29 protein-coding genes are annotated in these 25,462 nt (G+C 66.6%); 17 read left to right on the forward strand and 12 right to left on the reverse strand.

What is annotated here, in order from left to right; all coding sequences use genetic code 11:
• Positions 1–25: 25 nt before the first annotated feature.
• Positions 26–451, reverse strand: a complete 426-nt coding sequence (locus CPH63_RS23155) for a class F sortase (protein WP_241895845.1) — start codon at positions 449–451, stop codon at positions 26–28.
• A gap of 25 nt (positions 452–476) precedes the next feature.
• Here CPH63_RS23155 and CPH63_RS23160 point away from each other — a divergent pair, with 25 nt between their 5' ends.
• Positions 477–644 (forward strand): hypothetical protein, encoded by a 168-nt coding sequence (locus CPH63_RS23160; protein WP_241895846.1) that lies wholly within the window; start codon positions 477–479, stop codon positions 642–644.
• Positions 645–769: 125 nt separating this feature from the next.
• Here CPH63_RS23160 and CPH63_RS08040 read toward each other — a convergent pair whose 3' ends face one another.
• The gene (locus CPH63_RS08040) at positions 770–1,546 is read right to left on the reverse strand and encodes a hypothetical protein (RefSeq protein WP_096302424.1); all 777 of its coding nucleotides are present in this window, start codon (positions 1,544–1,546) and stop codon (positions 770–772) included.
• A gap of 101 nt (positions 1,547–1,647) precedes the next feature.
• Entirely contained in the window at positions 1,648–2,061 is a 414-nt protein-coding gene (locus CPH63_RS08045) for a hypothetical protein (protein WP_096302425.1), read from the reverse strand.
• A 156-nt stretch (positions 2,062–2,217) separates the two neighbouring features.
• Here CPH63_RS08045 and CPH63_RS08050 point away from each other — a divergent pair, with 156 nt between their 5' ends.
• The 4 genes from CPH63_RS08050 to CPH63_RS08065 all read left to right on the forward strand — a co-directional run bounded on the left by CPH63_RS08050 (position 2,218) and on the right by CPH63_RS08065 (position 4,822).
• Complete coding sequence (locus CPH63_RS08050) at positions 2,218–2,898, forward strand: DUF1345 domain-containing protein (protein WP_096302426.1); 681 nt, start codon at positions 2,218–2,220, stop codon at positions 2,896–2,898.
• 105 nt (positions 2,899–3,003) lie between these two features.
• Entirely contained in the window at positions 3,004–4,158 is a 1,155-nt protein-coding gene (locus CPH63_RS08055; RefSeq protein ID WP_096302427.1) for an inorganic phosphate transporter, read from the forward strand.
• An 11-nt stretch (positions 4,159–4,169) separates the two neighbouring features.
• Positions 4,170–4,421 (forward strand): hypothetical protein, encoded by a 252-nt coding sequence (locus CPH63_RS08060; RefSeq protein ID WP_096305019.1) that lies wholly within the window; start codon positions 4,170–4,172, stop codon positions 4,419–4,421.
• Positions 4,422–4,450: 29 nt separating this feature from the next.
• Positions 4,451–4,822: a DUF3349 domain-containing protein gene (locus tag CPH63_RS08065; RefSeq protein WP_096302428.1), complete on the forward strand. Its 372-nt coding sequence runs from the start codon at positions 4,451–4,453 to the stop codon at positions 4,820–4,822.
• 42 nt (positions 4,823–4,864) lie between these two features.
• Here CPH63_RS08065 and CPH63_RS08070 read toward each other — a convergent pair whose 3' ends face one another.
• Positions 4,865–5,275: a nuclear transport factor 2 family protein gene (locus CPH63_RS08070; RefSeq protein ID WP_096302429.1), complete on the reverse strand. Its 411-nt coding sequence runs from the start codon at positions 5,273–5,275 to the stop codon at positions 4,865–4,867.
• Between the two features lie 320 nt (positions 5,276–5,595).
• On the opposite strand from CPH63_RS08070, the gene CPH63_RS08075 reads away from it, so the two are divergent.
• The 4 genes from CPH63_RS08075 to CPH63_RS08090 all read left to right on the forward strand — a co-directional run bounded on the left by CPH63_RS08075 (position 5,596) and on the right by CPH63_RS08090 (position 9,467).
• Positions 5,596–6,132 carry a DUF6328 family protein gene (locus CPH63_RS08075; protein ID WP_241895847.1) on the forward strand — a complete coding sequence of 179 codons (537 nt, stop codon included), beginning with the start codon at positions 5,596–5,598 and terminating at the stop codon, positions 6,130–6,132.
• A gap of 121 nt (positions 6,133–6,253) precedes the next feature.
• Positions 6,254–7,174 (forward strand): alpha/beta fold hydrolase, encoded by a 921-nt coding sequence (locus tag CPH63_RS08080; RefSeq protein WP_096302430.1) that lies wholly within the window; start codon positions 6,254–6,256, stop codon positions 7,172–7,174.
• An 84-nt stretch (positions 7,175–7,258) separates the two neighbouring features.
• Positions 7,259–8,440: a zinc-dependent alcohol dehydrogenase gene (locus tag CPH63_RS08085; protein ID WP_096302431.1), complete on the forward strand. Its 1,182-nt coding sequence runs from the start codon at positions 7,259–7,261 to the stop codon at positions 8,438–8,440.
• Between the two features lie 19 nt (positions 8,441–8,459).
• Positions 8,460–9,467: a YihY/virulence factor BrkB family protein gene (locus CPH63_RS08090; protein WP_197704626.1), complete on the forward strand. Its 1,008-nt coding sequence runs from the start codon at positions 8,460–8,462 to the stop codon at positions 9,465–9,467.
• On the opposite strand, the gene CPH63_RS08095 is transcribed toward CPH63_RS08090, so the two are convergent.
• The 3 genes from CPH63_RS08095 to bglX all read right to left on the reverse strand — a co-directional run bounded on the left by CPH63_RS08095 (position 9,451) and on the right by bglX (position 14,050).
• Positions 9,451–9,924, reverse strand: a complete 474-nt coding sequence (locus CPH63_RS08095) for an SRPBCC family protein (protein ID WP_157749378.1) — start codon at positions 9,922–9,924, stop codon at positions 9,451–9,453. The genes CPH63_RS08090 and CPH63_RS08095 overlap by 17 nt on opposite strands.
• 152 nt (positions 9,925–10,076) lie before the next feature.
• On the reverse strand, positions 10,077–11,657 hold the full coding sequence (locus CPH63_RS08100) for a PP2C family protein-serine/threonine phosphatase (RefSeq protein WP_096302434.1): 1,581 nt from the start codon (positions 11,655–11,657) through the stop codon (positions 10,077–10,079).
• Between the two features lie 89 nt (positions 11,658–11,746).
• The gene (gene bglX / locus CPH63_RS08105) at positions 11,747–14,050 is read right to left on the reverse strand and encodes a beta-glucosidase BglX (protein WP_197704627.1); all 2,304 of its coding nucleotides are present in this window, start codon (positions 14,048–14,050) and stop codon (positions 11,747–11,749) included.
• Between the two features lie 180 nt (positions 14,051–14,230).
• Between bglX and CPH63_RS08110 the strand changes: the two genes are divergently transcribed.
• The 4 genes from CPH63_RS08110 to CPH63_RS08125 all read left to right on the forward strand — a co-directional run bounded on the left by CPH63_RS08110 (position 14,231) and on the right by CPH63_RS08125 (position 16,288).
• Positions 14,231–14,707: an SRPBCC family protein gene (locus tag CPH63_RS08110; protein WP_157749379.1), complete on the forward strand. Its 477-nt coding sequence runs from the start codon at positions 14,231–14,233 to the stop codon at positions 14,705–14,707.
• Positions 14,708–14,849: 142 nt separating this feature from the next.
• The gene (locus tag CPH63_RS08115) at positions 14,850–15,398 is read left to right on the forward strand and encodes a hypothetical protein (RefSeq protein ID WP_197704628.1); all 549 of its coding nucleotides are present in this window, start codon (positions 14,850–14,852) and stop codon (positions 15,396–15,398) included.
• 52 nt (positions 15,399–15,450) lie between these two features.
• Complete coding sequence (locus CPH63_RS08120) at positions 15,451–15,717, forward strand: hypothetical protein (RefSeq protein WP_096302436.1); 267 nt, start codon at positions 15,451–15,453, stop codon at positions 15,715–15,717.
• 106 nt (positions 15,718–15,823) lie between these two features.
• The gene (locus tag CPH63_RS08125; protein ID WP_157749380.1) at positions 15,824–16,288 is read left to right on the forward strand and encodes a hypothetical protein; all 465 of its coding nucleotides are present in this window, start codon (positions 15,824–15,826) and stop codon (positions 16,286–16,288) included.
• On the opposite strand, the gene CPH63_RS23660 is transcribed toward CPH63_RS08125, so the two are convergent.
• A complete protein-coding gene (locus tag CPH63_RS23660) occupies positions 16,222–16,704 on the reverse strand; it encodes an ArsR/SmtB family transcription factor (protein WP_371364470.1) in 483 nt (160 codons plus the stop codon). The genes CPH63_RS08125 and CPH63_RS23660 overlap by 67 nt on opposite strands.
• Positions 16,592–17,287, reverse strand: coding sequence for a hypothetical protein (locus CPH63_RS22775; RefSeq protein WP_197704630.1), 696 nt, complete (start codon positions 17,285–17,287; stop codon positions 16,592–16,594). The genes CPH63_RS23660 and CPH63_RS22775 overlap by 113 nt, the downstream gene beginning before the upstream one ends.
• A gap of 80 nt (positions 17,288–17,367) precedes the next feature.
• On the opposite strand from CPH63_RS22775, the gene CPH63_RS08135 reads away from it, so the two are divergent.
• Complete coding sequence (locus CPH63_RS08135; RefSeq protein ID WP_197704631.1) at positions 17,368–18,636, forward strand: MFS transporter; 1,269 nt, start codon at positions 17,368–17,370, stop codon at positions 18,634–18,636.
• Between the two features lie 24 nt (positions 18,637–18,660).
• Here CPH63_RS08135 and CPH63_RS08140 read toward each other — a convergent pair whose 3' ends face one another.
• On the reverse strand, positions 18,661–19,080 hold the full coding sequence (locus CPH63_RS08140) for a DUF6069 family protein (RefSeq protein ID WP_096302439.1): 420 nt from the start codon (positions 19,078–19,080) through the stop codon (positions 18,661–18,663).
• 267 nt (positions 19,081–19,347) lie between these two features.
• On the opposite strand from CPH63_RS08140, the gene CPH63_RS08145 reads away from it, so the two are divergent.
• Entirely contained in the window at positions 19,348–20,601 is a 1,254-nt protein-coding gene (locus CPH63_RS08145; RefSeq protein WP_096302440.1) for an EAL and HDOD domain-containing protein, read from the forward strand.
• Between the two features lie 261 nt (positions 20,602–20,862).
• A complete protein-coding gene (locus tag CPH63_RS08150; protein WP_157749381.1) occupies positions 20,863–21,447 on the forward strand; it encodes a winged helix-turn-helix domain-containing protein in 585 nt (194 codons plus the stop codon).
• Positions 21,448–21,450: 3 nt separating this feature from the next.
• Here the strand turns inward: CPH63_RS08150 and CPH63_RS08155 are convergent, their stop codons facing one another.
• Both CPH63_RS08155 and CPH63_RS08160 read right to left on the reverse strand, forming a co-directional pair.
• Positions 21,451–22,584 carry a homoserine O-acetyltransferase gene (locus tag CPH63_RS08155; RefSeq protein WP_096302442.1) on the reverse strand — a complete coding sequence of 378 codons (1,134 nt, stop codon included), beginning with the start codon at positions 22,582–22,584 and terminating at the stop codon, positions 21,451–21,453.
• A gap of 24 nt (positions 22,585–22,608) precedes the next feature.
• Positions 22,609–23,928 carry a bifunctional o-acetylhomoserine/o-acetylserine sulfhydrylase gene (locus tag CPH63_RS08160; RefSeq protein ID WP_096302443.1) on the reverse strand — a complete coding sequence of 440 codons (1,320 nt, stop codon included), beginning with the start codon at positions 23,926–23,928 and terminating at the stop codon, positions 22,609–22,611.
• 402 nt (positions 23,929–24,330) lie between these two features.
• On the opposite strand from CPH63_RS08160, the gene CPH63_RS08165 reads away from it, so the two are divergent.
• Positions 24,331–25,461 (forward strand): LLM class flavin-dependent oxidoreductase, encoded by a 1,131-nt coding sequence (locus CPH63_RS08165; protein WP_172892183.1) that lies wholly within the window; start codon positions 24,331–24,333, stop codon positions 25,459–25,461.
• Position 25,462 lies beyond the last annotated feature (1 nt).

The following is a 25,462-nucleotide window of genomic DNA, read 5'->3' on the forward strand; positions in this document are numbered from 1 at the left end:
GGTTGAGCGTCGATGGCGACGCGGGTCATGATCGTGCGGCCGCGGGATGCGACGAGATCAGCGAGGCATACACGACGATGTTGTCCTCGTAACTCTTGGCCTTCGGATCGAACCGGCCGCCGCAGGTGATCAGCCGTAGGCCGGCGTGATCAAGATTTCCGTAGACCTCATAGGTCGGGAAGTGCGCCTTCGGATACTCCACGACCCGTTCGATCGCGAAGACCGCGACGGTGTTGTCGGCCCGGGTGATCGACACCTGTTCGCGTTGGCGCAGGTTACCGAGCTTGAAGAACACGCCTGGTCCGTACTTGGCCGAGTCGACGTGGCCGAGCAGGATCGCCGGTCCTACCTGGCCCGGCGTCGGCGAGTACTTGTACCAGCCGGCATGGGAGTCACGCCCCAGTGGTGGCACCTGCACCGAGCCGTCGGAGGCGAGCCCCAGCTGTTGCACGGTCGTCGACACTCCGATCGCCGGGATGTCGAGTCGAACGGGATCCGATCGAGTCATCACTGGACCACTGGTCACGGTGGTCGGAGTCGACCCGGTACGTGCAGCGTTGCTGGGGGTCGGTGAAGTCGGCGGCCCGGTCGACGGGATGACGGCAACGGGACTGGCCGCGGAGACCGGCGGGCTGGGTGCGTGATTCTGCGCCCGCCAGCCGACGAACAGCGCGACGAGAGCTGCTATGAGCAGCGCCCCGCCCGTCGCACTCAAGATTCTCGCGCGTCGGACCGGGCTGCCGCTGCTCATAGCTGTGACTACCTTCGATCAGCTCTGGCGAGCTACGCGACGGCGTAGAGCGAAAGCGGTACCGGCTGAGGCCAGCAGGCCACCGCCAATGAAGAGAACGCCCTGATCCTCTATGCCTGATGTGCTCCCGCCACCAGTCTGCGGGGCACCCCCGGGCATGCTCGACATCTGTGACGCGGTCAGCACGCCGCACAGCGCCGGCGAGGTCGCCGCCAGCGGCAGCGACGGAACCAGGTCGCTCTTCTCGGCCTGGGCTGTCGGGCTCAGCGTCGCCGGATCAAGTCCGTGGACGACGATGACTGCGGTCCCGGCCTTGATCGAGGACAACGTGGCGCTGTCGAGAGTGAAACTGCGACTGTAGGTGAAGCTACCGCCGCTCGGCGCGACGGTCAGCGTCGTGCCCGCCTTCGGACTGGTGTCGCCCGAGGTCGAGAGCGTGGTGCCGATCGCGCCGTAGGCCGGGCCGCCTTCAGTGGTGCTGATGACGCCGTCCTTGTTGGTGTCAGCCGCCGTGGTCGGGCACTGGCCCTTCGCGCCGATGTGGATGTGCTGCACGTGCGGGTAGGCCGCACTGCTGAACGTGGCCGCCAAACCAGTTACATGTTCGGTAATCGTCGCTGTGCTGCCGTCGAGCATCAGCATGAAGTCGCCCGAACCCGTGGCGTGGTTCAACGCTTTCAGATTCGCCTGATAGCTGGTCGAGGTGGCAGCTGACGCCGATCCTGGTAAGGCAAAGGCGAGCGCGGCAACCCCGAGAGCGGCAGCTGGCACCGCCCAACGCAATGAGTTCTTCATATGATCTCCTTCTCCGCTCGGCCAGGACGATCCCGGCCAACTACCACGTCATGAGTTCGACGAGTAGCGCCCGATCGGTTTCTTTTTCTAGCGATTCGTTCTCACCCGGCGCGGCGACGGTTGCGCAACGCACCGGCGAGCAAGCCGATGGCAGCCGCCAACGCGACGGCTTCACCGACCGCGCTCCATGACTTCTCCGTGAACCACAACGGCTCGTACATGTTCGGTAGTGGGCCCAGCTGACCGACATCGACGTAGCGGTAGAGCAGCAGCAGCGCCAAGCCGCCGCCGGCAACCGCGATCGCCAACAGAGCCGTCCAGACGTTGGCCCGCACGATGACCGCCAGAGCCGCGAGAACAGCGAGCAGACCCTCGATCCGAAACAGGGTCTCCTGACTCACCGTCGACGTCCGGTTGAACTGGTACTGGCCAGCCAGGTCGAAGTGGGTATACGCGTCAACCACCAACCCGACAACGACAAGACTGGTCAGGATCCACCGCGCGGTCGCATTCACAACCGCTATTCGGTCCGAGCCGCCTCTTCGGTTCACGGCGAGGATCTCTGACTCGCGGTCGGTGAGTCCTTCTCCTCGTCCCGACCGATCCAAACTCGGCTACCGCGACGGCAGACCGCAGCGGCCGCCAACCGGTCGTGATGTTTGACTGAGCACATGCGATCCGCTCAGCGTCCTGGTGCCCGACCCGTCGGCGGGTGGAAGTCAGCCTCCACCCGGCTGCGCCTCGCGGTGATGTTCGTCTTCGGTGTGCTGGCCGCGGTGGGTACTGGCCTGCTCGGCGCGTGGCCGTACTCCCCGCTGGTTGGGTGGGATACGGCCGCGGTCATCTTCTCTGCCTGGGTATGGGCGTTGATAGTGTCGATGACCGCTTCAGAGACGAATACCCATGCGACGCGGGAAGACCCGGGTCGCGCCCAGGCCGACCTGATAGTCATCGTCGCGGCGGTGGCGAGTCTGGTGGCCGTGGGTTTCGTTCTGGTGCAGGCGAGTTCGGCGAGCGGTGCCAGCCAGGACCTGCTGGCCGGCTTGGGCGTAGTGAGCGTCGTGGTGTCCTGGCTGGCGGTGCATTCGTTGTACGCCCTGCGCTACGCGAGTCTGTATTACTCGGGGAATCCGGGCGGCATTGACTTCAATCAGACCATTCCCCCGAGATATCTGGACTTCGCGTACTTGGCCTTCACGATCGGCATGACGTTTCAGGTCTCCGACACCGATCTGCAGACGCCCACCATCCGGGCGACCGCACTTCGGCAGGGTCTGCTGGCATACCTGTTCGGGGCCATCGTGCTGGGCACGACCATCAATCTCATCGCCGGGCTGGCCAGCGGCGGCTAACCGCCCGACTGCGCTGCGTGAACGTCAGGTGGCATGAGTCTGTCCATCGGGTGAATTGATCTCGGAAGCGGCATCGGCACGGCCTGAGCTGGGTATCGCCTGGTCATGGCGAATGATTTCCTTCTGATCATCGTGGTGATCACAGCGTTGGCGTTCGATTTCACCAACGGGTTCCACGACACCGCGAACGCGATGGCGACCTCGATCGCGACCGGTGCGCTCCGACCTAAGGTGGCGGTCGCAGTCTCGGGCGCGCTGAATCTGGTTGGCGCATTTCTCTCCTTGAGTGTGGCGGCGACCATCGCCAGTGGCCTGGTCAATACGCATCTGGTGACCCTGACGGTGGTCTTCGGCGGCTTGGTCGGCGGGATCACGTGGAACCTGGCCACCTGGTTTCTGGGGATTCCGTCGAGCTCGTCACATTCACTGATCGGAGGGGTCGTCGGCGCGACGATCGCGGCGGCCGGCGGCAGCGCGGTGAAGTGGCAAGGCTTGGTTTCAAAGGTGATCATCCCGGCCGGTCTATCACCGATCATCGCCGGGTTGATCGCGACCACCGGCACCTACTTGATCTACCGGATCAGTCGCGGCGTGCCACCGAAGGCCCGGTCGCACGGCTTCCGCCTCGGTCAGATCGGATCCGCGTCGATGGTGTCGCTGGCTCATGGAACCAATGACGCGCAGAAGACGATGGGGATCATCACGCTGGCCTTGATCGTCAACGGCAACCTTCCTTCAGACGCCCAGGCCCCCTTCTGGGTTGTCCTGTCTTGCGCCTTGGCGATCAGCCTGGGGACCTATATCGGTGGATGGCGGGTCATCCGCACGATGGGGAAAGGCCTGGTGGAGATCGACTCACCACAGGGGATGGCGGCGGAGTCGGCTTCGGCGGTGACGATCCTGCTCTCCAGCAGCTTCGGCTATTCGTTGTCGACCACCCATGTGGCGACCGGCTCAATTCTTGGCACCGGACTCGGGCGGCGGGGGGCCCAGGTCAGATGGGGAGTGGCCGGTCGGATGGCGATGGCCTGGCTGGTAACGCTGCCGGCTTCGGGTCTGGTCGGCGCGGCGTCCTACTTCGTCGCCGACCGCCTTGGCACCCCGGCCGGAGTGCTGGTGATGTCGGCGGTGTTGGTGGCCTTCGCCGCTGTGTTGTACGCGCGGTCGCGCCGAACGTCGGTGCATCCGGGCAACGTCAACGACGAGTGGGCGGGCTCAGGCGGTTCGGCCCGACCTGTTCCCGTTGCGGCCACGAGCTAGGAGGAATCATCATGAATCAGTGGATAAACCTGCACGCGCTGTGGCAGATTCTCATCCTCGGGATGATCTGCGGCGCCGGGCTGCCGGCCCTCTTCGCGCTCGGGTTGCGGGCGCTGAGCGCGACTGGGGGACATGCGGACGATTCGCGAACCGACCGCATAGTCGGCGGCAGCGCCGTCGGCATCGCAACGGCCGTGGTGTGTTTCGCGGTCGTCATCGTCGCGATCGGGTGGGGCCTGTACCTCATTGTGTCCAGTAGTTGACCGACCAGACCGATAGGAGGAGACCAGGCATGGCTGTGCCGACGTTCGTGGAGTCGATCGTGATGTTTCTTCGCGCCGGATACCCGGACGGGGTTCCCGAGCACGACTACATTCCACTCTTTGCGTTGCTGGCCCGACAACTCACGAATGACGAGGTGAGCGAGGTCGCCGGTGTCCTCTCCGATGACCTGCTGCGTACTGGGCAGCCAACCTCCGTCGGCGCGATCGGCCGGGCAATCGCTGACCTGACCCGGGAGAAGCCGCTGGAGGCCGACATCGCAAGGGTGAGTGCCCACCTCGCCGCGGGTGGATGGCCGCTGGCGCCCGCGCACAGCCCTCATACCGGCCTCGACTCCGGTGCCTCAACCGACGGAACCGACGGAACGGGCGGAACGAGCTGAACGGGCTGAATGGGCTGAATGGGCTGAACGGACGCCCACGGGCTAAGGCAGGTCGCTGATGCGGGGGCCTGCGTGTCCGGCTAGGCATCGCCACTTGCCGGACTCTCGAACCCATGTCTGAGTCACCGGCATCCGGTAGACCTCATCGGCCGGCGGAGCAGCCGCTTCCTGGGCGACGACGTCGCGGACGATGCACCGCAGGACGGCCGTGTCGGCGACTACCTGTACCGATGGATGCTCCAGTTCCTGGCGGTGCCAGCGCAGATCCCCGCCGATATTTGCCGCCAGGTACTCGTCCCGGTTGAACCGGTCGCCGCGGTGCGAGGTCCAGACGAAGCGTTCGTGCGTTAGCCGGCGGAGAGCGGTCGCGTCGCCGGCCACCAGCGCGTCGGCCCGCGCCCGGGCCGCCGAGACAACATCCGTCTCAGCGCTTGGTAGGCCCGGTGCCGACATGGACACCACCCTGCCAGGAAGCTGGCAACGTGAGAAGCCGACCGCGCAACCGAGCAAACCCACGGCGTGTCGAGGGTTGCCTAAATTAGTTGCCCAAGAAACAATCGCTCTGCAGTGTCCTGGGGCATTGTCATAGGGCCACCTGCCCGTCACTTCATTCTCGTCCTACGGGGGAGGCAGCTGCCGGCGATCGGGGGATCGTCGCGGCTAGCAGTGATGGCCAGGGGCACTGGTTGCGGCGGCGCGGTTCCGACCTTCACCGGTCGGGGCCGCGTTCTGCTCTGGCCCGCGGTGTCGTTGATCGGTGAGATGCTGGGCTTGTGTCAGATGAAGACAACGCAGCCGACAATCCAGCAGGCCCTGGGGTCGGCGCAGCCGACGCGGCATGGAACGAACAGGCGCGGGGCGAGACGCCGCTGGAGCGTCTGGATCGAAACTGGACTGATCTGTTGCAAGAACTACGGGTCGTGCAGACCGGCGTCCAGTTCTTGACCGGATTCCTGCTGACCCTGCCCTTCCAAGCGCGTTTCGCGTCCCTCACCACCGCCCAGCAGAATCTCTACCTCGCGACGGTCGCGGTGTCGGTCGCCGCCACCGGCTTTCTCATCGCCCCGGTGAGCCTGCACCGGGTGCTGTTTCGCCGCCACGAGAGACGAGTGACGGTCGCGGTAGCGCATCGGCTGGCTCTGATCGGCGTCACCCTGCTCGGGCTGGCGATCGTCGGTGTCGTGTGGCTCATCTTCGATGTCGTGCGGGGGAGGGCCTATGGTCTCGCCTTCGGCGCCGGGACGGCCGTAGTGCTGCTTCTGCTCTGGGTCGCGCTGCCCTGGTCACTACGGACCCGCGCCGAGCGCTGACCGACCGAACGCTCTCGAAGTTCGTCGCCCGCCGGCCAATGGATGCATCGTTTGCATCTGAGCGCTAACGGGTACGAGAAGAGACGTCCGCAGTGCTTCTGGGAGGTCCGGTGCCGCCGAAATGACTGATGGGTCCGTCGGTGGCTCCGTCGGTGGCTTGTTCGGTGGCTTCTTCGATGGGTTCGACGTGCGCTGGGTTGACGTCGCCGACGGGGTTCGGTTGCGGGTCCGGGTTGGCGGTCAGGGGCCGGCAGTCGTTCTGCTCCATGGTCATCCCCGCACGCACACCACCTGGCACCGGGTGGCCGGTAAGCTGGTCGCCGCCGGGTTCAGCGTTGTCTGTCCGGATCTGCGCGGCTACGGTCGCTCGTCGGCGCCCCCTCCCCAGGAGGATCATGCCCAGGCGTCGAAGCGGGCGATGGCGGCGGATGTCGTTCGTTTGATGGACATTCTGGGGCATGAACGCTTCGCCGTCGTCGGCCATGACCGCGGCAGCTACGTCGCGCAGCGAACTGCGATGGACTACCCGCAGCGGGCCACGCATCTCGCCGCTCTCGACTCCGTACCGCTCGGTGAGGCGTTGGCCCGGGCCGACGCCCGCTTCGCCTCGCTGTGGTGGCACTGGTTCTTCTTCGCTCAACCCGAGAAGCCGGAGCGAGCGATCGGCGCTGACCCCGAATCGTGGTACGGCTGCGGCCCGGCCAAGCAGGCGCTGATGGGGCCGGAGAACTACGCGGACTTTCTGGCCGCGATTCACACTCCGGCCGTCGTGCGGGCGATGCTCGAGGACTACCGCGCCGGCCTCGGCGTTGATCGAGCGGCCGATGACGACGACCGAGCCGCCGGGCGACGCGTCCAGTGTCCGACGCTGGTCCTCTGGTCGACCCGCGATGACATGGAGCTGCTCTACGGCGACGTGCTGGAGGTTTGGCGACCCTGGACCACCGAACTCTTCGGCGCGCCGGTGGAGAGCGGTCATCACATGGCGGAGGAGGCACCGGACGCACTGGCCGCGCTCATCGTCACGCACCTGCGGCGATGAGACGCCTGCGGCGAGTTTCGGCGACGGTTACGCAATGCCGCCGATGGGCACCCTGAGCTCACCCCCCGATCGAAGGAGCTCCACATGAAGGCTGTGACTTGGCAGGGTAAGCGTGATGTCCGCGTGGAAGAGGTAGCTGATCCGACGATCCAGGAACCGACTGATGCGATCATCCGGATCACGAGCACCAATATCTGTGGCTCGGACCTGCATCTGTATGAGACGCTCGGCGCGTTCATGGATGCCGGTGACGTGATGGGTCACGAGCCGATGGGCGTCGTCGAGGAGGTCGGCTCGCAGGTGGGTGACCTGTCGATCGGTGATCGAGTGGTGATTCCGTTTCAGATTTCGTGTGGTCACTGCTTCATGTGCGATCAGACGCTGTACACGCAGTGCGAGACGACGCAGGTGCGTGATCAGGGGATGGGGGCCGCGCTGTTCGGGTTCTCCAAGTTATACGGCCAGATACCGGGCGGGCAGGCGGAGTTTCTGCGCGTTCCGCAGGCCCAGTTCACGCACATCAAGGTCCCGGAGGGCCCGGCCGATGAGCGGTTCGTCTACCTCTCGGACGTGCTGCCGACGGCATTCCAGTCGGTTCGTTACGCCGACATTCCGGACGGGGGCTCGGTGACGGTTTTCGGCTTGGGTCCGATTGGTGACATGGCGACCCGGATCGCACAGCAGGAAGGCAAGCGGGTACTAGCGGTTGACCTGGTCCCGGAGCGGCTCGAGCGGGCCCGAGCTCGTGGCATTGAGGTCTTCGACGTCACCGAACACGGGAAGGATCTGGGTGATGCCGTCCGCGAGGTGACTGACGGGCGGGGCACCGACTCGGTGATCGACGCGGTCGGTATGGAGGCCCACGGCTCGCCGGTTGCCCGGGCCATGCTGCAGGCGACGTCGATGCTTCCCGATGCGATCGCCGCGCCGCTGGCGAAGGTGGCCGGGGTGGATCAGCTCACTGCGTTGCACTCGGCGATTGATGTCGTGCGCCGCGGCGGCACGGTGTCGCTGATCGGCGTCTACGCCGGCAACGCCGACCCGATGCCGATAGCCACCATGTTCGACAAGCAGATTCAGTTCCGGATGGGCCAGGCCAACGTCAAGAAGTGGGTTCCGGACATCCTGCCGCTGCTCACCGATGACGACCCACTCGGCGTGGAGGAGTTCGCGACCCACCGCCTCCCACTGGCCGACGCCGCCCATGCCTACGAGATCTTCCAGAAGAAGCAGGACGGCGCCATCAAGATCGTCCTGCAGCCATAGCCGACTCGAGAAAGCTGATATGGCCACCACTCACCGCGCCGTCGAAGAACCGCGCACGCCGACCGACATCCCCCGGGCCGGCTGGCGCGCGATCCTGAAACGCTCGCTTCAACAATTCACCCACGACGACATCACCGATCGAGCCGCCGCGCTCACCTACTACGGCGTGCTCGCGCTCTTCCCCGCCGTGCTGGTCCTGGTCTCGCTGCTGGGACTGGTTGGCAGCAGCACGACCGACAAGGTCCTCGCCAACGTCGACCAGTTGGCTCCGGGCGAGGTGCGGTCGTTCGTCAACGGCGTCGTCGAACAGACGCAGGGCCGGGCCGCAAGTGCCGGTGTAGCCGCCATCATCGGGATTCTGCTCGCCATCTGGTCAGCCTCCAGCTACGTGGCTGCGTTCATGCGGGCCATCAACACCATCTATGGAGTCGACGAAGGTCGTCCCATTTGGAAGACCACACCGGTGCGTCTCGGCGTCACCCTCGCGATCATGTTCCTGCTGGTGGCCAGTGCCCTCATTGTCGTGCTCACCGGGCCGATCGCGACCCAGGTCGGGCACAGTCTCGGGATCGGCGACACGGCCGTGCTGCTCTGGGACGTGCTGAAGTGGCCGGTGCTGCTGCTGTTCGTCAGCGGGATGTTCTCACTTCTGTACTGGGCCTGCCCCAATGTCAAGCAGCCCGGCGTCCGATGGATCACGCCCGGCGGCGTCCTTGCCGTTGTCATCTGGCTCATCGCATCGGCCGGATTCGCGGTGTACGTCTCGCTCGCCGGTTCCTACAACAAGACCTACGGGTCGCTGGCCACCGTCATCATCTTTCTGGTCTGGCTCTGGATCACGAACATTGCCATCCTCCTCGGCGCCGAGTTCAACGCCGAGACCGAACACCAACGCGCGATTCAGGACGGTCTGCCCGAAGACGTCGAGCCATTCGTTGCCGTTCGCGACACTCGCAAGCTGGATGCCGACGAGCTGCAGCGGGTTGCTGAGGCGGAGCGGGTGCAGTCGCTCACTGACCGGTCGTGAGGTGGCGGTGCTCGACCCGATCCTTCAGCCTGCGCAGCGACTCGACGTTGCGAGCGCGAAGTCCCCAGCGAAATCCAGGGTTGTCCAACCACTTGCCCGGGCCGCCGGTCGGCGCCTCACCTAGCGTGACCCGGGTCCGGTCGGGACTCTCGGCCTCGACGACGATATCGACCGTGGCCTCGCCCAGGGGCCAGCCACGGGCGCGCAGCACCAGCCGCATGTTCGGGACGCACTCGAGGGACTCGGTGTCGTCGGTGAGCACGACCGGCCACGATCCGATCTTGTGGTGAATCTTGTTTCCTCGCGCGGGCCAACCGGGGTCGACGTCGCGAATGTGAGTTGCTCCGACGACCCAACCGGCGTAGGCCCAACCGTCGCTGAGTTCAGCGAAGACTCGCTCTGCGGTTGCATTGACCGTCACGCTCACTTCGGTCATACCAGGCCCGGTTCTGCTCATCTCTGCCTTCCTAGGCGACGGTCGGGCAGTTCGCCGGCTGGCGGCGAGCCGATTTCCGCGGTCGGCCCGGTTGTACCCGGCGGATGCGCGATCGAAACCCGCCCGCGCCGACCGGTCAACTTCGACGGCGGCAACTAGCAACTTGCCGAGCGTCACGACCTCCGAGGCTCCCACCCCTGGGCGACGACGGCGGTCGGGGGCGCCATCGGGGCGGGCTGCTGGAGTTCGGGACTGCGATACGCGCTGACGACCGTGATGTCGTCGCGGTGCCGGTGGCTCCCGGTATGTGACTCCAACAGCGCCAGCACGACGTCGACGACCTGCGGGGCTGACGTCGTTCCACGAACTGCCTGCACCAACGCGGCCTCACTGAGCGTGACGTCGTGCTGGTCGGGGGATTCGATGAGGCCGTCGCTATAAGCGAGCAGCGAATCTCCCGGGCCGAAAGCGATGGTGCGTCGGGTAGTGCCGGAGGTGACCGGGTTGATCAGCGGCCCGGTCGGGTCGAGTTGATGAACCTGGCCGTCTGCCGTGAGCAGCAGCGGTGGGGGGTGCCCCGCGTTGGCCCAGTGCAGCTGATTGGCGGTGGGGTCGAACTCGATGATGACGGCAGTGGCGAACATGGCCGGCTGCGCGGTGAAGACGTCGCGGGCCGGGCGGTCGAGGAGTTCGGCCGAGTTCTGCCCGGTGCGGACACCCGCGCGCAGCACCGCCTTGAGAGCGACGGCCAGGAGGGCCGCGGCGGGGCCGTGACCGGACACGTCGGCGAGCAGCAGGGTGACGCGCCCGTCGGGATGGCGAATGGTGTCCCACCAGTCGCCGGCGATCTCGCCCTCAGCGGGCACCATCTCTCCGGCGATCTGAAGCCCCCGCTCGCTGGTCGGCACCGGGGAGGGTTGCAGAGCCTGGCGCAGTTCCACCACCACCGGCGCTTGCTGGACCAGCCCTTCGGTGGCCCGTTGGGCGTTGTCAATCTGCGCGACGAGGTGGGCGCGCATGGCCTCCGCGTCACGTCCCAGTTCACGGATCTCGGTCGGGCCGCTGGCCGTGATCACGCTGTGCACGGCACCATCGCTGACCAGGTGGAGCCGGGCCCCCAGCGCGGCCAGTGGGGTGATGATGCCGCGAAAAGCGCCGACACTGAGCACCAGGACGGCGAGTACCGCCAACGCCCCGGCCGCGAAGAGGGTCATGGCCAGGGCCGCCGTCGCGTTGGCCTCGGTGCGCTGCTCGCTGCTGCGGGCCGCGTCCACGCTCGCCTGCAGATGTTCAAGCCGCATTCGCAGCGCGTCGAAGGCCGCCTTTCCGGCGCCGGCGGCGACCAGGCGATCTGCTCGTGCGTCATCGCCGTCGCGGCGGGCGTCCAACTCGGGTGCGCTGGCCGCCGCCCAGTCCCCGCCGGCCGCCCGGACCGCATCGAGTTCCGCGATGGCTGAGCCGACCAGTAGCTTGGCCAGCTTGGCCGTATCGGTGCGGGCCGCGGCCAAACCGTCGGTGTAGGGCTGCAGGAACGTCGGGTCGCCGGTGATGAGGTAGCCCCGCTCGCCGGTCTCTTGGTTGACGTAATCGCCGAGCAATTGCCGGCTCACCAGCGCCGCCGGGTCCCAGACTGTCTGCAACCGCTGCTGCGAGCGATGCACAGCGACGGCCTGAACCGCGACCAGGACGCCCGCGAGGGCGAAGAGGGCCACAACGGCGGTCAGCACCGACACGACCAGCCGTTTCACAGACATCAGGTGACTTTATTCGACTCAGCCCGCGCGTGCCGCGTTCAAACGGTGCGGCCACCCGGCCTGCCTCAATTCGTGGTCGCCCGACCGGCTCAGGTGACGGTGAAGGTGGCGGTGAGCGTGGCCTCGGAGCTGCTGCCGACGTACACCTCGATCTGACCCGGCTCGACCAGGAAGCGGGCGTTGTTGTCATAGAAGCCGACGTCATCGGTGCCGAGCGTGAACTTGACCGTCTTGGTCTGCCCAGGGGCGAGGGTGACCCGGCTGAAGCCCCGCAGCCGGCGCACCGGCTGGGCCAGACTCGCCACCGGGTCGTGAATGTAGAGCTGCACGACCTCGTCACCGCTTCTCGAACCGGTGTTACGGACATCAGCCGAGACGGTGATCTTGCCGCCGCGGCGACTGAGCCGCCCTGAACTCAACCGCAGATTGTTGATCGCGAAGGTGGTGTAGCTGAGGCCGAACCCGAACGGATACAGCGGACCGCTGGGGAGGTCGAGGTACTTCGACGTGTACTTGTTGTTCGGGTCGGCCGGACGGCCGGTGTTCAGGTGGTTGTAGTAGATCGGCACCTGCCCGACGGCCCGCGGAAAGGAGACCGGCAGCTTGGCGCCCGGATTCACCTTTCCGTACAGCACATCGGCCACCGCATTGCCGCCCTCGACGCCGGGGGCCCACGCCTCCACTATCGCCGTCGCGGTGTCATGTGTGGACTGCAGCGTCAGCGGACGGCCGTTGAAGAGCACCACGACGACCGGCTTCTTCGTAGCCACGATCGCCGCCAGCAGGTCCGCCTGGACGCCGGGGAGGTCGATGTTGCTACGCGCAGACGCCTCGCCACTCATCGCCGCGCTCTCGCCGAGGGCCAGCACCACCACGTCGGCGCCCCGGGCGGTCGCCACCGCCGCGGCGAACTGGGAGGTGTCGGAGGACTCGATATCGCAGCCGGGCGCGTAGCTGACGTTCGAGGCGTTGGCGCTGATGCCGTCGAAGACGGTCACCGGTGCTGTGGTGCCGGCTCCGGTTCCCAGGCCCGACCAGGTGCCGTTGAGGTCGAAGGTGGCTTTGGCCAGCGGGCCGATCAGCGCGACCCGTGCGCTCTTCTTCAGTGGCAGCAGGGAGTTGTCGTTCTTGAGCAGGACGATGCTCCGGCCGGCGGTGCTGCGCGCCTGCGCACGGGCCGCGGGGGAGACCGCGGTCACCTCGCCGGTCTCGTCGACGTAGGGGTTGTCGAATAGGCCGAGTGCGAACTTCACCCGCAGAATCCGGCGCACCGCGTCGTCGATCTGCTGCTCGGTGATGCGGTGCTGAGCGAGCAGCTGTACCGCGTTGTCGAAGTAATCGGTCGAGACCATCTCCATGTCGACGCCGGCGGTGATGCCGGCGGCCGCAGCGTCGGCTCCGTTACCGGCGACGCCGTGATTGATGAGCTCGTGAATTCCGGTGTAGTCACTCACCACGAAGCCGTCAAAGTGGTAACTGCCTTTCAAAACCTGGCGAATCGTGTAGGAGTTGGCGTGCGCGGGCACTCCGGCCACCGCGTTGAAGGAGGCCATCAGGGTGGCCACGCCGGCCTGCACCGCGGCCTTGAACGGCGGCAGATAGTGGTTGTGCAGCTCGGAGATCGAGACGTCGACGGTGTTGTAGTCGCGGCCGCCCTCCGTACCGCCGTAGGCGACGAAATGCTTCGCGCAGGCGGCCAGTTTGTCGCCGGCCGAGTAGTCGCTGCCCTGGTAGGCCTGCACCTTCGCCACCGCCATCTGGCTGGCCAGGTACGGATCCTCTCCATCTCCTTCGGCGATGCGACCCCATCGCGGCTCATGGGTCACATCCATCATCGGCGCGTAGGTCCAGGTGATCCCACTCCGGCGCGCCTCGGCGGCTGAGACAGTGGCATCGGTGGTCGCCACTGCGGGGTCGAAGCTCGACGCCTGGCCGAGCGGGATCGGGAAGTTGGTGGTGTAACCGTGGATCACGTCGAGCCCGAAGATCAGCGGAATGCCGAGGCGCGTCTGCTCCACTGCTTGATGCTGCAGGGAGTTCAGCGTCGCCGCGCCGACGACGGAGAAGACGCCGCCGCACGGCGTCGTGCTCAACGCCTGCCGGGCGAGATCGGGAGTGTTCACCAGCTGTAACTGCCCGAGTTTCTCGGCCAATGTCATCCGGCGAAGCAGGCTGCTTATCTTCCGTTCGTCCGCGCCCGGTCTTGGCTTGGGCAGCGGTGGGGACCCGTTCGCGGATGGTTCGGCGACGATCGGCTCGGCGGCCGCAGGGGCGGCGCCCAGGAGCCCGGTCGAGAGAGCGGTGCCCATGACAGCGAGTCCGCCCATGCCCGCCAGCGCCGCGCGCCGGGAGATCTCGAGCTGCCTGGATTCGGTGATCTGTTCAGTCATCATTGACTCCAACTGTGCACTTGTGTTGCCAGGTTTCCCGCAAACCGACTCTGTCACTCTCCAGGTCAAGTCCTCGTGATGCGGCGAATCCCGATCGTGGCGTGGCAAGACGCGCCCCCGGTCACGTTCGGTGCTATGGGCTGCGCTGTTCAGATGGCTCGTGTTTTGGGGAGGTTGGACTACGTGAACACGTTCTCTGCGACGAATGAATCCACCGCGGTGGTCCCGGCCGAACGGGAGGCCATCTGGGGTCTCCTGACCGATCCGGCGGCGCTTACCCGGCTGACTCCGCTACTGAGCCGCATCGATGCCGACGGCGACCACTGGACTTGGCACCTGCAGAGAATCGCCGCCTTGGGGGTGAACATCAGCCCGACCTTCACCGAGCGGATGTCCTTCGAGCCGCTCAGTCAGATCGTCTACGCCCACGACCCGCCGGCAGGGGTCCGTGAGCGCACCGGCGTTGCGGGGCGATACGACCTTCACGCGGTGGAGGGCGGCACTTCGCTCGCCATTCGCATAACGATCAGTATCGAACTTCCCTTGCCGAAGGCCGCCGGACCCGCGGTCACCCGGGTGATCTCCTCGACGATGCAGCGCACCGGAGAGAAGTTCGCGGCGAACCTGCTGCGCGAACTCGCCGGCAACCGGGCGCGTTAGCCGGGACGGCGGGCAGCGAATGGGCGATGCCGGTAGCGCACGCAGCTACGGTGTTTGCCGTTCGGTGAGGCTGGGTAACACGTTCCTGGCGCCGCGCGCCCCACCGTGGGGTGCCTCCGGGCCAGATGTCGAGGTGCACACCGTGAAATCGTTGTTGATCGTAGTTCTGGTGATTGTCGTTCTCTTCGTGCTGATAGCTGCGCTCGTGCTGCCCCGCCAGCGCCGACGCTCGGCCGAACGTAGCCGGCTGGAGACGGAACGCAAGCAGGCTGAGGCACGTGAACATCTCTCCAACGCTCGTGAGAGCGCCACCCGGGCCGACATGGAGCGCGCTACGGCGCAGGAGCAGGTGGCGCGAGCCGAGCGCGAGCGCGCGGAGGCGGAGTTGCAGGCCCGCGAGCGGGAACGTGAAGCGCGGGAACGCCTCGCGGTCGCCGACGAGCACACCGCCGAGTCGGAGAAGCTGCGTGCCCGGGCCGTTGAGCTCGACCCGACACTGAGCGATGACGGACAGCCGCAGGAGACGTACAACGGGGTAAACAACGGGGTAAACAACGCAGCGACCGACGGGGTGACTCAGTCGGGTCAGCCGCAGGAGACCTACAACGCTGCGCCGGCGGCCGACGCTGCGCCAACGACCCAGCCGACCTACGACGCTGAGGCGCGCCCCGAGGCAACGCACCGCGCATAGTCGTCGCGTGTCGTGAAGCTGCCCGACCGGGCATCGGAGATTAGGGAGAAATATGAACGCGGCCAAGCGAAATTCCTTGCAGAAGTCCGACTTCGTGTACCCACCTGGCTCACCGATCGGCGGCAGCCAGGGGAAGTACCCGATTGACACCAAGAAGCGCGCGCGGGCGGCGCTGCGGTACTCGGCCCGGTCGGATACTGCTGGAACGTATCGGACGGTGTCGCGTCGGGTGGCCAAGCGCTATCCCAGCTTGGCTACCAAAGGCGCGACTAAATCCGCCGCCAAAGCCGCCGCCAAAGCCGCCACCAAAGCCGCCTGAATGTGAACCAGATCCGGCCGGACTACGTATGAAGGGGTAGGGCTCCACGTCGGTGGCTGGGCCGGCAACCGACTTGACCACGAGTCCGGGTGGAGGTGCTGGTCCGGTGAACGGTCAACGCAGTCATACGACGCAGTTGTTCCTGATCGGCATAGCCGTCGTCGGCTTAGCCATCGACGCCTATGTCCATCTGGACCTCGCTTCGGCTTTCGAGCACGTGAAGACGAGCACGCTGAGTCAGGCGGATCTGTTCCGAGTTGAGGCGGTGGCGGCGATCGTCGCCGCAGTCGCGCTGCTGCTACGCCCGCGGCGCTACACGGCAGCATTCGCCGCCCTGGTTGCCGCCGCCGGAACGGTCGCGGTGGTCCTGTACCGGTACGTCGACGTCGGTGCGATCGGGCCGATTCCCAACATGTATGACCCCTACTGGCAGCCGACCGGCAAGTGGGTGAGCGCGCTCGCCGAAGCCGTGGCGGCCATCGCGGCGGTGGCACTCTTCGTGATCTATGACCGGCGGGCGCGCGGTGCCCGGACGCGCCCGGTCGAAGCCGCGGAACCGTCCCGACGCTGATTTTCGCGCGCGGCGCCGCCGGCGCTAAGTCTTGTCTCGGGGCCACCGGCGGGCAATCCGGCCCTTCCGGCAACGAGTTGATCGCCAAGGGCTGAGCGTAGATAGAGCATCGAGCGTCCGTGGCGGGCGGAGATGAGCAGCCCGGCATCCCGTAGCGGCCGCAGATGTTGGTTCACGGCCGACGGGCTGACACCTAGCCGCAGCGCCAGTTCGGTCGAGGAGGCCGGCGATGCCAGTAGGTTCAGCAGGCCGGCCCGCACCCCGCCGAGCACCGCCTCCAATGCTGCTGGTGCCGTAGTCCGCTCACTCTCCCAGAGCGTCCCGATGCCGCGCGCCGCGTACATCAGCAGCGGTGGCTCCTGGGGCGTGATCGGAGTCGATGCGTACCTGACGAAGAGCGATGGAAGAAGGGTCATGCCGTCGCCGGCGGTAGACCGTCGAAAGCTGATGCGGCTCACCTGCGGGCTGAAATTGCACCACGTTCTCGATCAGCCTCACCCGGGGGCTGACGTCGCCGAGCATCTCCGCCATTCCAAGACGGGCGATCATGCGGCCGCGATAGACGATATCGGCCTCGAGTACAGCTCTCATGCGCGGCCACCACGGTTCGAAGCAGGTCGCCCAGTACTCTGCTAGAGCTGCGCTGATCCGACGAAGTACCTTGCCCGTCGGTCCGCTCAGCACGGGTGGCAGCCCGGTGGGGTGGATCGCCGCCAGGTGTTCGCGGACGACAGCTGTCGGGGTATCGCGGATCCGCGCCAGTTCGCCGGCGAAGGCGGTGAGCGGTGAGACCGGCCTAGGGCTGAGAAAGTCAGGGGTCCAGAGATCGGCGTTGGTGAGCGCTTCGAGCATCTCCCCGTCCAAGGTGGCGCGTGCCGGGCCGGTGGCCCGGAGCCAAGGCAGGTGCAGCGGGTAGCGACCGGGGTCGCGCCAGGTCCGCAGGGAGAGCGTCAATTCGTTCAACGGCGACACCGCGAAACGGATCTCGCCGAGATCCATTCCTGTGAGCTCGTACTCGATCATGAAGCACTACGCTACATCTATGGCCCGGCGGCCGGCGTCCTGGAATAACTGGTCAGGTGATCCGCCGCCTGCTCCCCGCCGAACCGGTCGAGCGTGCTCTATCGCTCGCGACCGTCACCTCATCCCTGTCGAAGGGCGTGTTCTTCACTGTCAGCGCGCTCTATTTCACCCGGGTAGTCGGGCTGCCGGCCACCACGGTCGGTATCGGGCTGACGATCGCCGGCGCCTGCGGGGTGGCAACCTCCTTTGTCGGTGGTCGATTGAGTGACGTGCTGGGAGCCGACCGGGTGCAGGCCGCCGCGTTGGCGGCCCAGGGCGTCGCGCTCTTCGCCTACCTGCTCGCCGGCGGCCCAGTCTCGTTCACGCTTATCGCCTGCTGTGCGGTGGGGTTCTCCGGCCTGCAGGGCACGTCGCGTGCGGTACTGCTGGCCCGGTGGTTCGTCGGACCGCAGCGGGTCGCCGTGCGGGCGCGAATGCGAGTACTGACCAACGTCTCGATCGGCGTCGGCACCTGCGCCGCCGGCCTCGCCCTGGTCGCCGGCACCGCCGACAGCTACCGGTTGTCGATGGCGATCGTCGGGGCGTTGACGATCTCGGCCGCCCTGCCGCTGCTCCGGCTGCGCCGGGACGTGCCGCTGCTGGGGAGGACGCTGCAACCCGACCCAGTCGGGCCGGATGATGACAACGAGGTCTCCCGCACTCACCGGAGGTCGCCCTTCACCGACCGGACCTATCTGATCTCCGTCGGGTTCAACTCCGTCATCGCGATGCAGTTCGGTGTGCAGACGGTCGGAGTGCCACTCTGGGTCGCGACCCGTACCAGCGCGCCCACCGCGATGATCTCCGTCCTGCTGCTGGTCAACACCGTCTTCGTAGCCCTCTTCCAGGTTCGGGCATCGAGGGGCACCCATGACGTCGCCATCGCCGGCCGCACGGTGCGTCGAGCCGGTTTCACACTGGCCGTCTCCTGCCTGCTCTACGCCGCCTCGGCCTCGGGCGGCACCGTCGTTGCGATCGTCATCCTGCTGCTCGCGGCGCTGGCCGGTGCCCTGGCCGAGGTCTGGGCCGAGGCGGGAGGCTGGGGTCTGGCGTTCGAACTGGCCGATCCGGGCAACGTGGGCGCGTACCAGGGCCTGTCGCAGACCGGTTACTCCCTGGCCGCGATGCTCGCGCCGGCGGTCGTCGCGGCGACGGCGATCCGGCACGGAACGGCCGGGTGGGCCATCCTCGGCGCCACCTTTGTGCTCGCCGGCTGCGTGGTGGCGACCGTCGCCGGGTACGCCGCTGCGCGTCGCCCGGAACCAGAGCTCGCTCTCACCGGGTGAACGGCCGCGGTAGGACAGCTGCAGCTAGCGAAGCCGGGCCGCCACCCGCGGGATCACGATGGCTGCAGCCACGATGTGGGTGCTTAGCAGGGTCACCCGGGTGGCCGCGTCGATATGCGGCGTCAGCAGGTCGGGCAGGAATGACAACCCGGTTAGCACTAGCGTGAGGCGCACGAACGCGGTGGCCGGTCGGCCTACCCTCCGGCGCAGAAGTGCGGCCAGCGCGACTCCGATCATGGAGAAGATGAAGGTGAGTTGTGCGAATGCCAGGAGCGGGATCACCTCCCCGTCGACCTCGAGCGAAGCGCCGAGAGCGTGAGCTAGGGCGGCAACGACGATGGTGGCGGCCGCGGCCACGACGGCGTAGCTGACACCGGGCCACCACAGCGACGCGCGAGTGGATGAGCTGGCGTTGGCGTTCTCGGCAGTGATGGTGTTCGGCATGGGAACCTCCTGTGATGGCGGACGGCCCTTTCGCCGCCTGCTCATCAATAAGTCGAACGGCCCCAGCCGGATTCGACAGCCCCGTACAGCCCTGTGCAGTTTCGCCAGACGTGCTAGAGCCAGAGTTCTAGAACCGGGGGGACTAAGCATTGGCCGGCGCTGGGCGATAGGAGAAGGACACATCACACCCCGGAGACCGCGCGACTGGCGTCGACGACCGGCGCGGAGGGACACTGAGCAGCATGTCGGGGAGCACGGACGGCACGCATGGGTGACGTCATCGTCGGGCGTCAGCCCGTCTTCGACCGCGACCTGGACGTGATCGGCTACGAGCTGCTCTTCCGGTCCGTTCCGGAGGCGATGGCCGCCACCACTTCGCTGGACGGCGAGGCGATGACCGCGGCGGTCCTGTTCAGCGCGGTGAACATCGGCATCGAGCGCCTGGCCGGTGACAAGCTGATGTTCTGCAACGCCGATCGCAGTGTGCTCATCGGCGACGTGATGATCAACCTCCCCCCCGATCAGACGATCATCGAGGTGCTGGAGACCGTCCACCCGGACGAGGAGGTGCTGGCGGGTTGCCGCACCCTCATCGCCCGCGGCTATCGGCTCGCTCTCGACGACTTCCTCTGGTTCGAGGGCGCCGAACTGCTCCTCGAGCTCGCTTCCGTCGTCAAGATTGACGTCCAGGCGCTGCCGTGGTCGGACCTCCCCGAACTCGTCACCCGGCTGCGGCAGTACGACGTGCAACTTCTCGCCGAGAAGGTCGAGACCGACGAGGAGGTGGCGACCTGTCGCGAGCTGGGTTTCGACCTCTTTCAGGGCTTCGCGCTGGCCCGTCCCCGAACCGTCTCCGGCCGCACACTGGACTCCTCCGAGTTGGGCCGGGTGCGACTGGCCGCCACCCTGCTGGGTGACACGCTCGACACCCGGATGGTCGAGGAGATCATCCGTTCTGAACCCGGCCTCGCCCTACAACTGATGAAGCTGGCCTCGGTCGGACGCAGCGGACAGACTGGCCGCGAGGTCCGTAGCATTCGCGAGGCCCTCGTGCTGCTGGGTGATGAGCGGATCCGCAGCTGGCTGACGATCCTGGTGCTGCGCTCCTCCTCCCGCTCCACCGACGATCTGGTCGCGGTGCTGGCCCGTGCCCGTACCTGCGAACTGACGGCGGTCCACTTCGGGCCGGCCATCGCCTCGTTTGCCTTCACCGCCGGCATGCTGTCGGCCCTGCACTCAATGCTGCACATCGAGACCGGGGAGCTGCGGGAGATGCTTACCCTCGATCCGGAACTTGAAGAGGCCGCGTTCGGTGCCGATACGCCGATGGGACGGTTGGTGCGCTGCGTCGCCGCCCACCAGGACGGTGAAGCGATAGCGGTTGACGCGAACGAGTTGACCGAGGCTGGAGTGACCATGCCGGAGCTCCGGTTGGCCGCTGCAATGGGGCTGGCTTGGGCGGTGCAGACGACGAACTCAATCGAGCCGGCCGGCGTCACGCAGGCCACCGAGGAGCAGTAACTCGCGGAGGCTGACCCCGCCGAGTGACGTGATCGCCCTGCGAATCGACTGTGACATTGCCTATTGAACCGATAGAGATACTTGACTCCTAAGGTCGCGATCGGTGAGGCTTGGTGTCGTGAAGTCGGCTTCGCTTGTCTCGCGTCACCACCTGGACCTGATGCGCACCTGCAGCTCGGCCTGTCGGGCATGACCGCAGTTTCCCCTGCTCGTCAGTGCAAATCCACCGGTCAAACGCCGTCACCATCCAGGAGTGAACCTATGAGTACCGCCACCGAACTCGTCACCGATCTCGCCGATCACCGCACCCGGCGCAACGAGTTGCGCCCGGCCCATCCGCCAGCTACCACCGATGCCGATTCGAGCGTAGTCACCGTACTGGTCATTGCCGTTCCCGGCGCGGTCGACCAGCGTTGGTTGCGTGAGGTCGTCGAGCCCCATCTGCTCTCGCATCGCCAACTTCCGGCCGCCGAGTTGTCGGCCGACCAGCTACTGGCCCAGGTTGCTCCAACGCTGGTGCCGCCGCCGGCAGCGCAGATCGTCCCCAGAGCGGCCGGGGCGCTCAGTGTCGGCCCGCTCAGCATGGACCTCGACGAGCTGCGGGTCAGCGTCTCGGGACGCCGTATCGAGCTCACCTATCAGGAGTTCATGCTGCTGAAGACGTTCATGCTCAACCCGAGTCGGGTCTTCAGTCGGCAGCAGTTGCTGGAGCTGGCCTGGGACCACTACGACTGGGGGCCCATGCGCACCGTCGACGTCCACGTGCGCCGGGTGCGCGTGAAGCTGGGGCCGGACGCGCCGCGGATCGTCACCGTCCGTGGCTTCGGCTACCGATTCGAGCCGTAGCGGCTATCGCCCGGGCTGGGCCATCGCCTCACTGATGACGGCGCCTACCGCTTCGGTCTCGATGAGGAATCCATCGTGTCCATATGGGCTTTCGATGCGATGCAGCGCGGCACCGGCGATCCCGTCGGCGAGCTCGTCCTGCTGGGTGGGCAGGTAGAGGCGATCAGAGGAGATCGATACGACGGTGGTGGCGGCGGAGATCCGGCCGAGGGCTGAGGCGACCGTCCCGCGATCGCGGCCGACGTCATGGGTGTTCATGGCCCTAGTCAGATTCACATAACTACCCGGGTCGAATCGACGGCCCAGCTTGCCGGCGTGATAATCGAGGTAGGACTCGACGGCGTAGCGTCCGGTGCCGAGAGGGTCCTCCGAGGGCTGGGCGGAGCGTCCAAAGCGGACTCCGAGCTCGAGCTCCGAGCGGTAACTGATGTGCGCGATCCGTCGCGCGATCCCCATACCGACCAGTGGAGGCCGGCCGGAGCGGCCCGTCAGGGTGGGCGGGCTGTCGGCGTAGTAGTCACCGCCCTGCCACTGCGGGTCCGCTTCGATCGCATGGACCTGGGTCGAGCAGAGCGCGATCTGCTCAGCCGTAGCCGCCGCTGCGCAGGCTACTAGGATCAGCCGCTCGACCCGCTCCGGCACCGAGACACCCCACTCCACCGCGCGCATCCCGCCCATTGAGCCGCCGAGGACCGCACGCCAGCGCGCGATACCGAGCTGGTCGGCCAGGGCGATCTCGGCGGCCACCTGATCGCGTACGGTCAGGCGCGGGAACCGAGAGCCGAACGCGGTGCCGTCGGCAGCGAGTGAACTCGGCCCCGTGGTTCCCTGACACCCGCCGAGTACGTTCGTGGCCAGTACGAACCAGTGACGGGTATCGAGCGGACGCCCCGGGCCGATGAGACCATCCCACCAACCCGGGGTCGGGTGGCCCGGCTGCGCCGGGCCGGTTACGTGCGAGTCGCCGGTCAGTGCGTGTTCGACGAGTACCGCGTTGTCTCCGGTGAATTCGCCCCAACTCTCGTAGGCGACTTCGGCATCCGGGAGCTTCTCCCCGGACTCGAGATCCAGCGGTCCCGTCGACACGAACTGCCGGCGGCCGATCGGGTCGCCGGCACGCCAATATGAGGTGGGCACGGCTAGGCGTTCACGGTCGATGGGTCACAGTTTGGCCGCCGCGAAGCCCTGCTCGAGGTCGGCCAGGATGTCGTCGATTCCCTCGATGCCCACGGCCAGGCGCACCAGGCCAGGCGTGACGCCGGAGGCGAGCTGCTCCTCAGGAGTGAGTTGTGAGTGCGTCGTGGAGGCCGGGTGGATCACCAGGCTGCGCACATCGCCGATGTTCGCGACATGGCTGTGCAGCGTCAGTGCTTCGACGAACTTCACGCCGGCGTCCAGCCCACCGGCGATCTCGAAGGCGAGCACCGCGCCCGCACCCTTCGGCGCGTACTTCTGGGCCAGTTCGTAGTAGGGCGATGATGGCAGGCTGGCGTACAGTACCTTCTCCACCTGACCGTGCCCCTCCAGGTACTGAGCGACCGCGAGGGCGTTGGCGATGTGCCGCTCCACCCGCAGGCTCAGCGTCTCCAGGCCCTGGATGAACTGGAACGCGTTGAACGGGGAGACGGCGGGACCGAGGTCGCGTAGTAGCTGGACTCGAGCCTTGAGGATGAAAGCCAGGTTCGCACCGAGCGGGGATCCGACGCCGAGCGCCTCGGCGTAGACCAGGCCGTGGTAACTCGGGTCGGGCGTGTTGTAGTTCGGGAAGCGCTCCGGGTCCTGGGCGAAGTCGAAGCGGCCGCCGTCGACGATGACACCGCCGATCGAGGTGCCGTGGCCGCCGATGTACTTCGTCGCCGAGTGGACGACGATGTCAGCACCGTGCTCGAACGGGCGGATCAGGTATGGGGTGGCGATGGTGTTGTCGACTATGAGCGGGACACCGATCTCGTGGGCCAGATCGGCGACGGCCCGGATGTCGAGCAGGTCGGACTTGGGGTTGGGGATCGTCTCGCCGAAGAAGAGCTTGGTGTTCGGGCGGACGGCGGCTCGCCAGCTGTCCAGCGAAGCCGGGTCGTCGACGAAGCTGACCTGGATGCCCAGCTTGGGCAGCGTGTAGTGGAAGAGGTTGTAGGTCCCGCCGTACAGGGAGGACGAGGAGACGATGTGGTCGCCGGCCTCGGCGATGTTGAGGATGGCCAGCGTCTCGGCGGCCTGGCCCGAGGCCACCAGCAGCGCCCCGACACCGCCCTCGAGGGCGGCGATGCGCTCCTCGACCACGGCCTGCGTGGGGTTCTGGATGCGCGTGTAGATGTTGCCGAATTCGCTGAGGGCGAAGAGGTTGCGGGCGTGATCGGATGAGTCGAAGACGTAGGAGGTGGTCTGGTAGATCGGGACGGCACGCGCGTTCGTGTTGCTGTCCGGTGCGGCACCGGCGTGTACCTGCTTGGTCTCAAACGACCAGTTGGCGGGATCGGTCATGAGTGTCTCCTGACGGGAAGTACGGATGGGTTCGACGCCACGGCACAGCTAGGCCGAGCGGATAACGCAGCTCTCCAACACAGAGGGACAAGAGGCTGAGCTGATACGGCCGGACGCGAGTAACAGCCGGCGGCGCATGAGGGTGACACGCTCAGCGACGACAACTGCGGCGACAGCCCATGCGGCCATGGAGGACGAGGAATCCGCTCTGGGCGCAGTACGTACTTGTCACCGGTTGCACCGGTTCAGCGTAGGTCGGCCGATCGGCAATGTCCACTAAAACGATATGGCTACAGCAGGTGCTCAGGCGAACTCGCAGAGGTTGGATGGATTGCCCTCCCTGGGTCGGAATACTCTTGTCTACTAGTTCGCTAGAACTACTATGACCCTGAGGAATCTATTGTGACGAAGCCAGTCTTTCATTGGTTTTTGCCGACCGGCGGCGATGGGCGCCAGATTGGGGGGTCGGTTCACGGACTGGGAATCGGAGCTACCCAGGTCGACCGTCAGCCTCGAACGGCCGGTGAGCGGCCGGCCGCCCTGGAGTACCTGAGTCAGGTGGCCCGAGCCGCCGACCAGCTCGGCTACGAAGGCGTGCTCACCCCGACCGGGGCGCACTGCGAGGACGCCTGGGTGGTCACGGCCGCGCTGATCGCGCAGACGACCCGGCTGAAGTTCCTGGTCGCCTTCCGGCCGGGCCTGATCGAACCGGCGCTGGCCGCTCATATGGCGGCGACCTTTCAGCGGCTCTCCGCGGGGCGCCTGCTCCTCAACGTGGTGGCCGGGAGCAGCGACGCCGAGCAGCGAAGCTTCGGAGATCCGCTCTCCCATGACGCCCGCTACGACCGGGCCGAGGAGTTCCTCGCTGTCGTACGGCAGTCGTGGGCCGGCCTCCCCTTCGATCATCATGGGCAGCACTACGACCTGGAGAGTTCGCTGCTGCGCGAGCCGCCTGATCCCCAGCCGTTGGTCTATCTCGGAGGCTCCTCCGAACCTGCGCTGGAGCTCGCCGGCCGTCAGGCCGACACCTACCTCACCTGGGGCGAACCGCCGGTGATGGTCGCGGAGAAGGTGCAGAGGGTTCGGGATCAGGCCGCCCGGCACGGGCGAACGCTGCGATTCGGCCTGCGGATTCACGTCATCAGCCGTGACACGGCGGCCCAGGCATGGCGTGCCGCCGACGACCTGATCGCCGGCCTCAGCGACGAGGCCATCGCCGAAGGCCAGCGTCGGCTGCGAACTCTGGAGTCGGTCGGGCAGGGGCGCATGCTGCAGTTACACGGCGGGTCAAGGGATCGTCTGGTCGTGGCGCGGAACCTGTGGGCGGGGATCGGCCTGGTGCGTGGGGGAGCCGGCACCGCGCTCGTCGGCAGCCATGACGAGGTTGCCGAGCGGATCGCCGAATATCAGGACGCCGGTATAGACGAGTTCATCCTCTCCGGCTACCCCCATCTCGAGGAGGCCTACAGCTTTGCTGAAGGTGTAGTTCCGCTGTTCGCATCCGGTCCGGCCACCGTTGGCCCCCAGCTCTGAG

Origin of the sequence: Jatrophihabitans sp. GAS493 (genome assembly GCF_900230215.1) — a bacterium.
Classification (GTDB): Bacteria; Actinomycetota; Actinomycetes; order Mycobacteriales; family Jatrophihabitantaceae; genus MT45.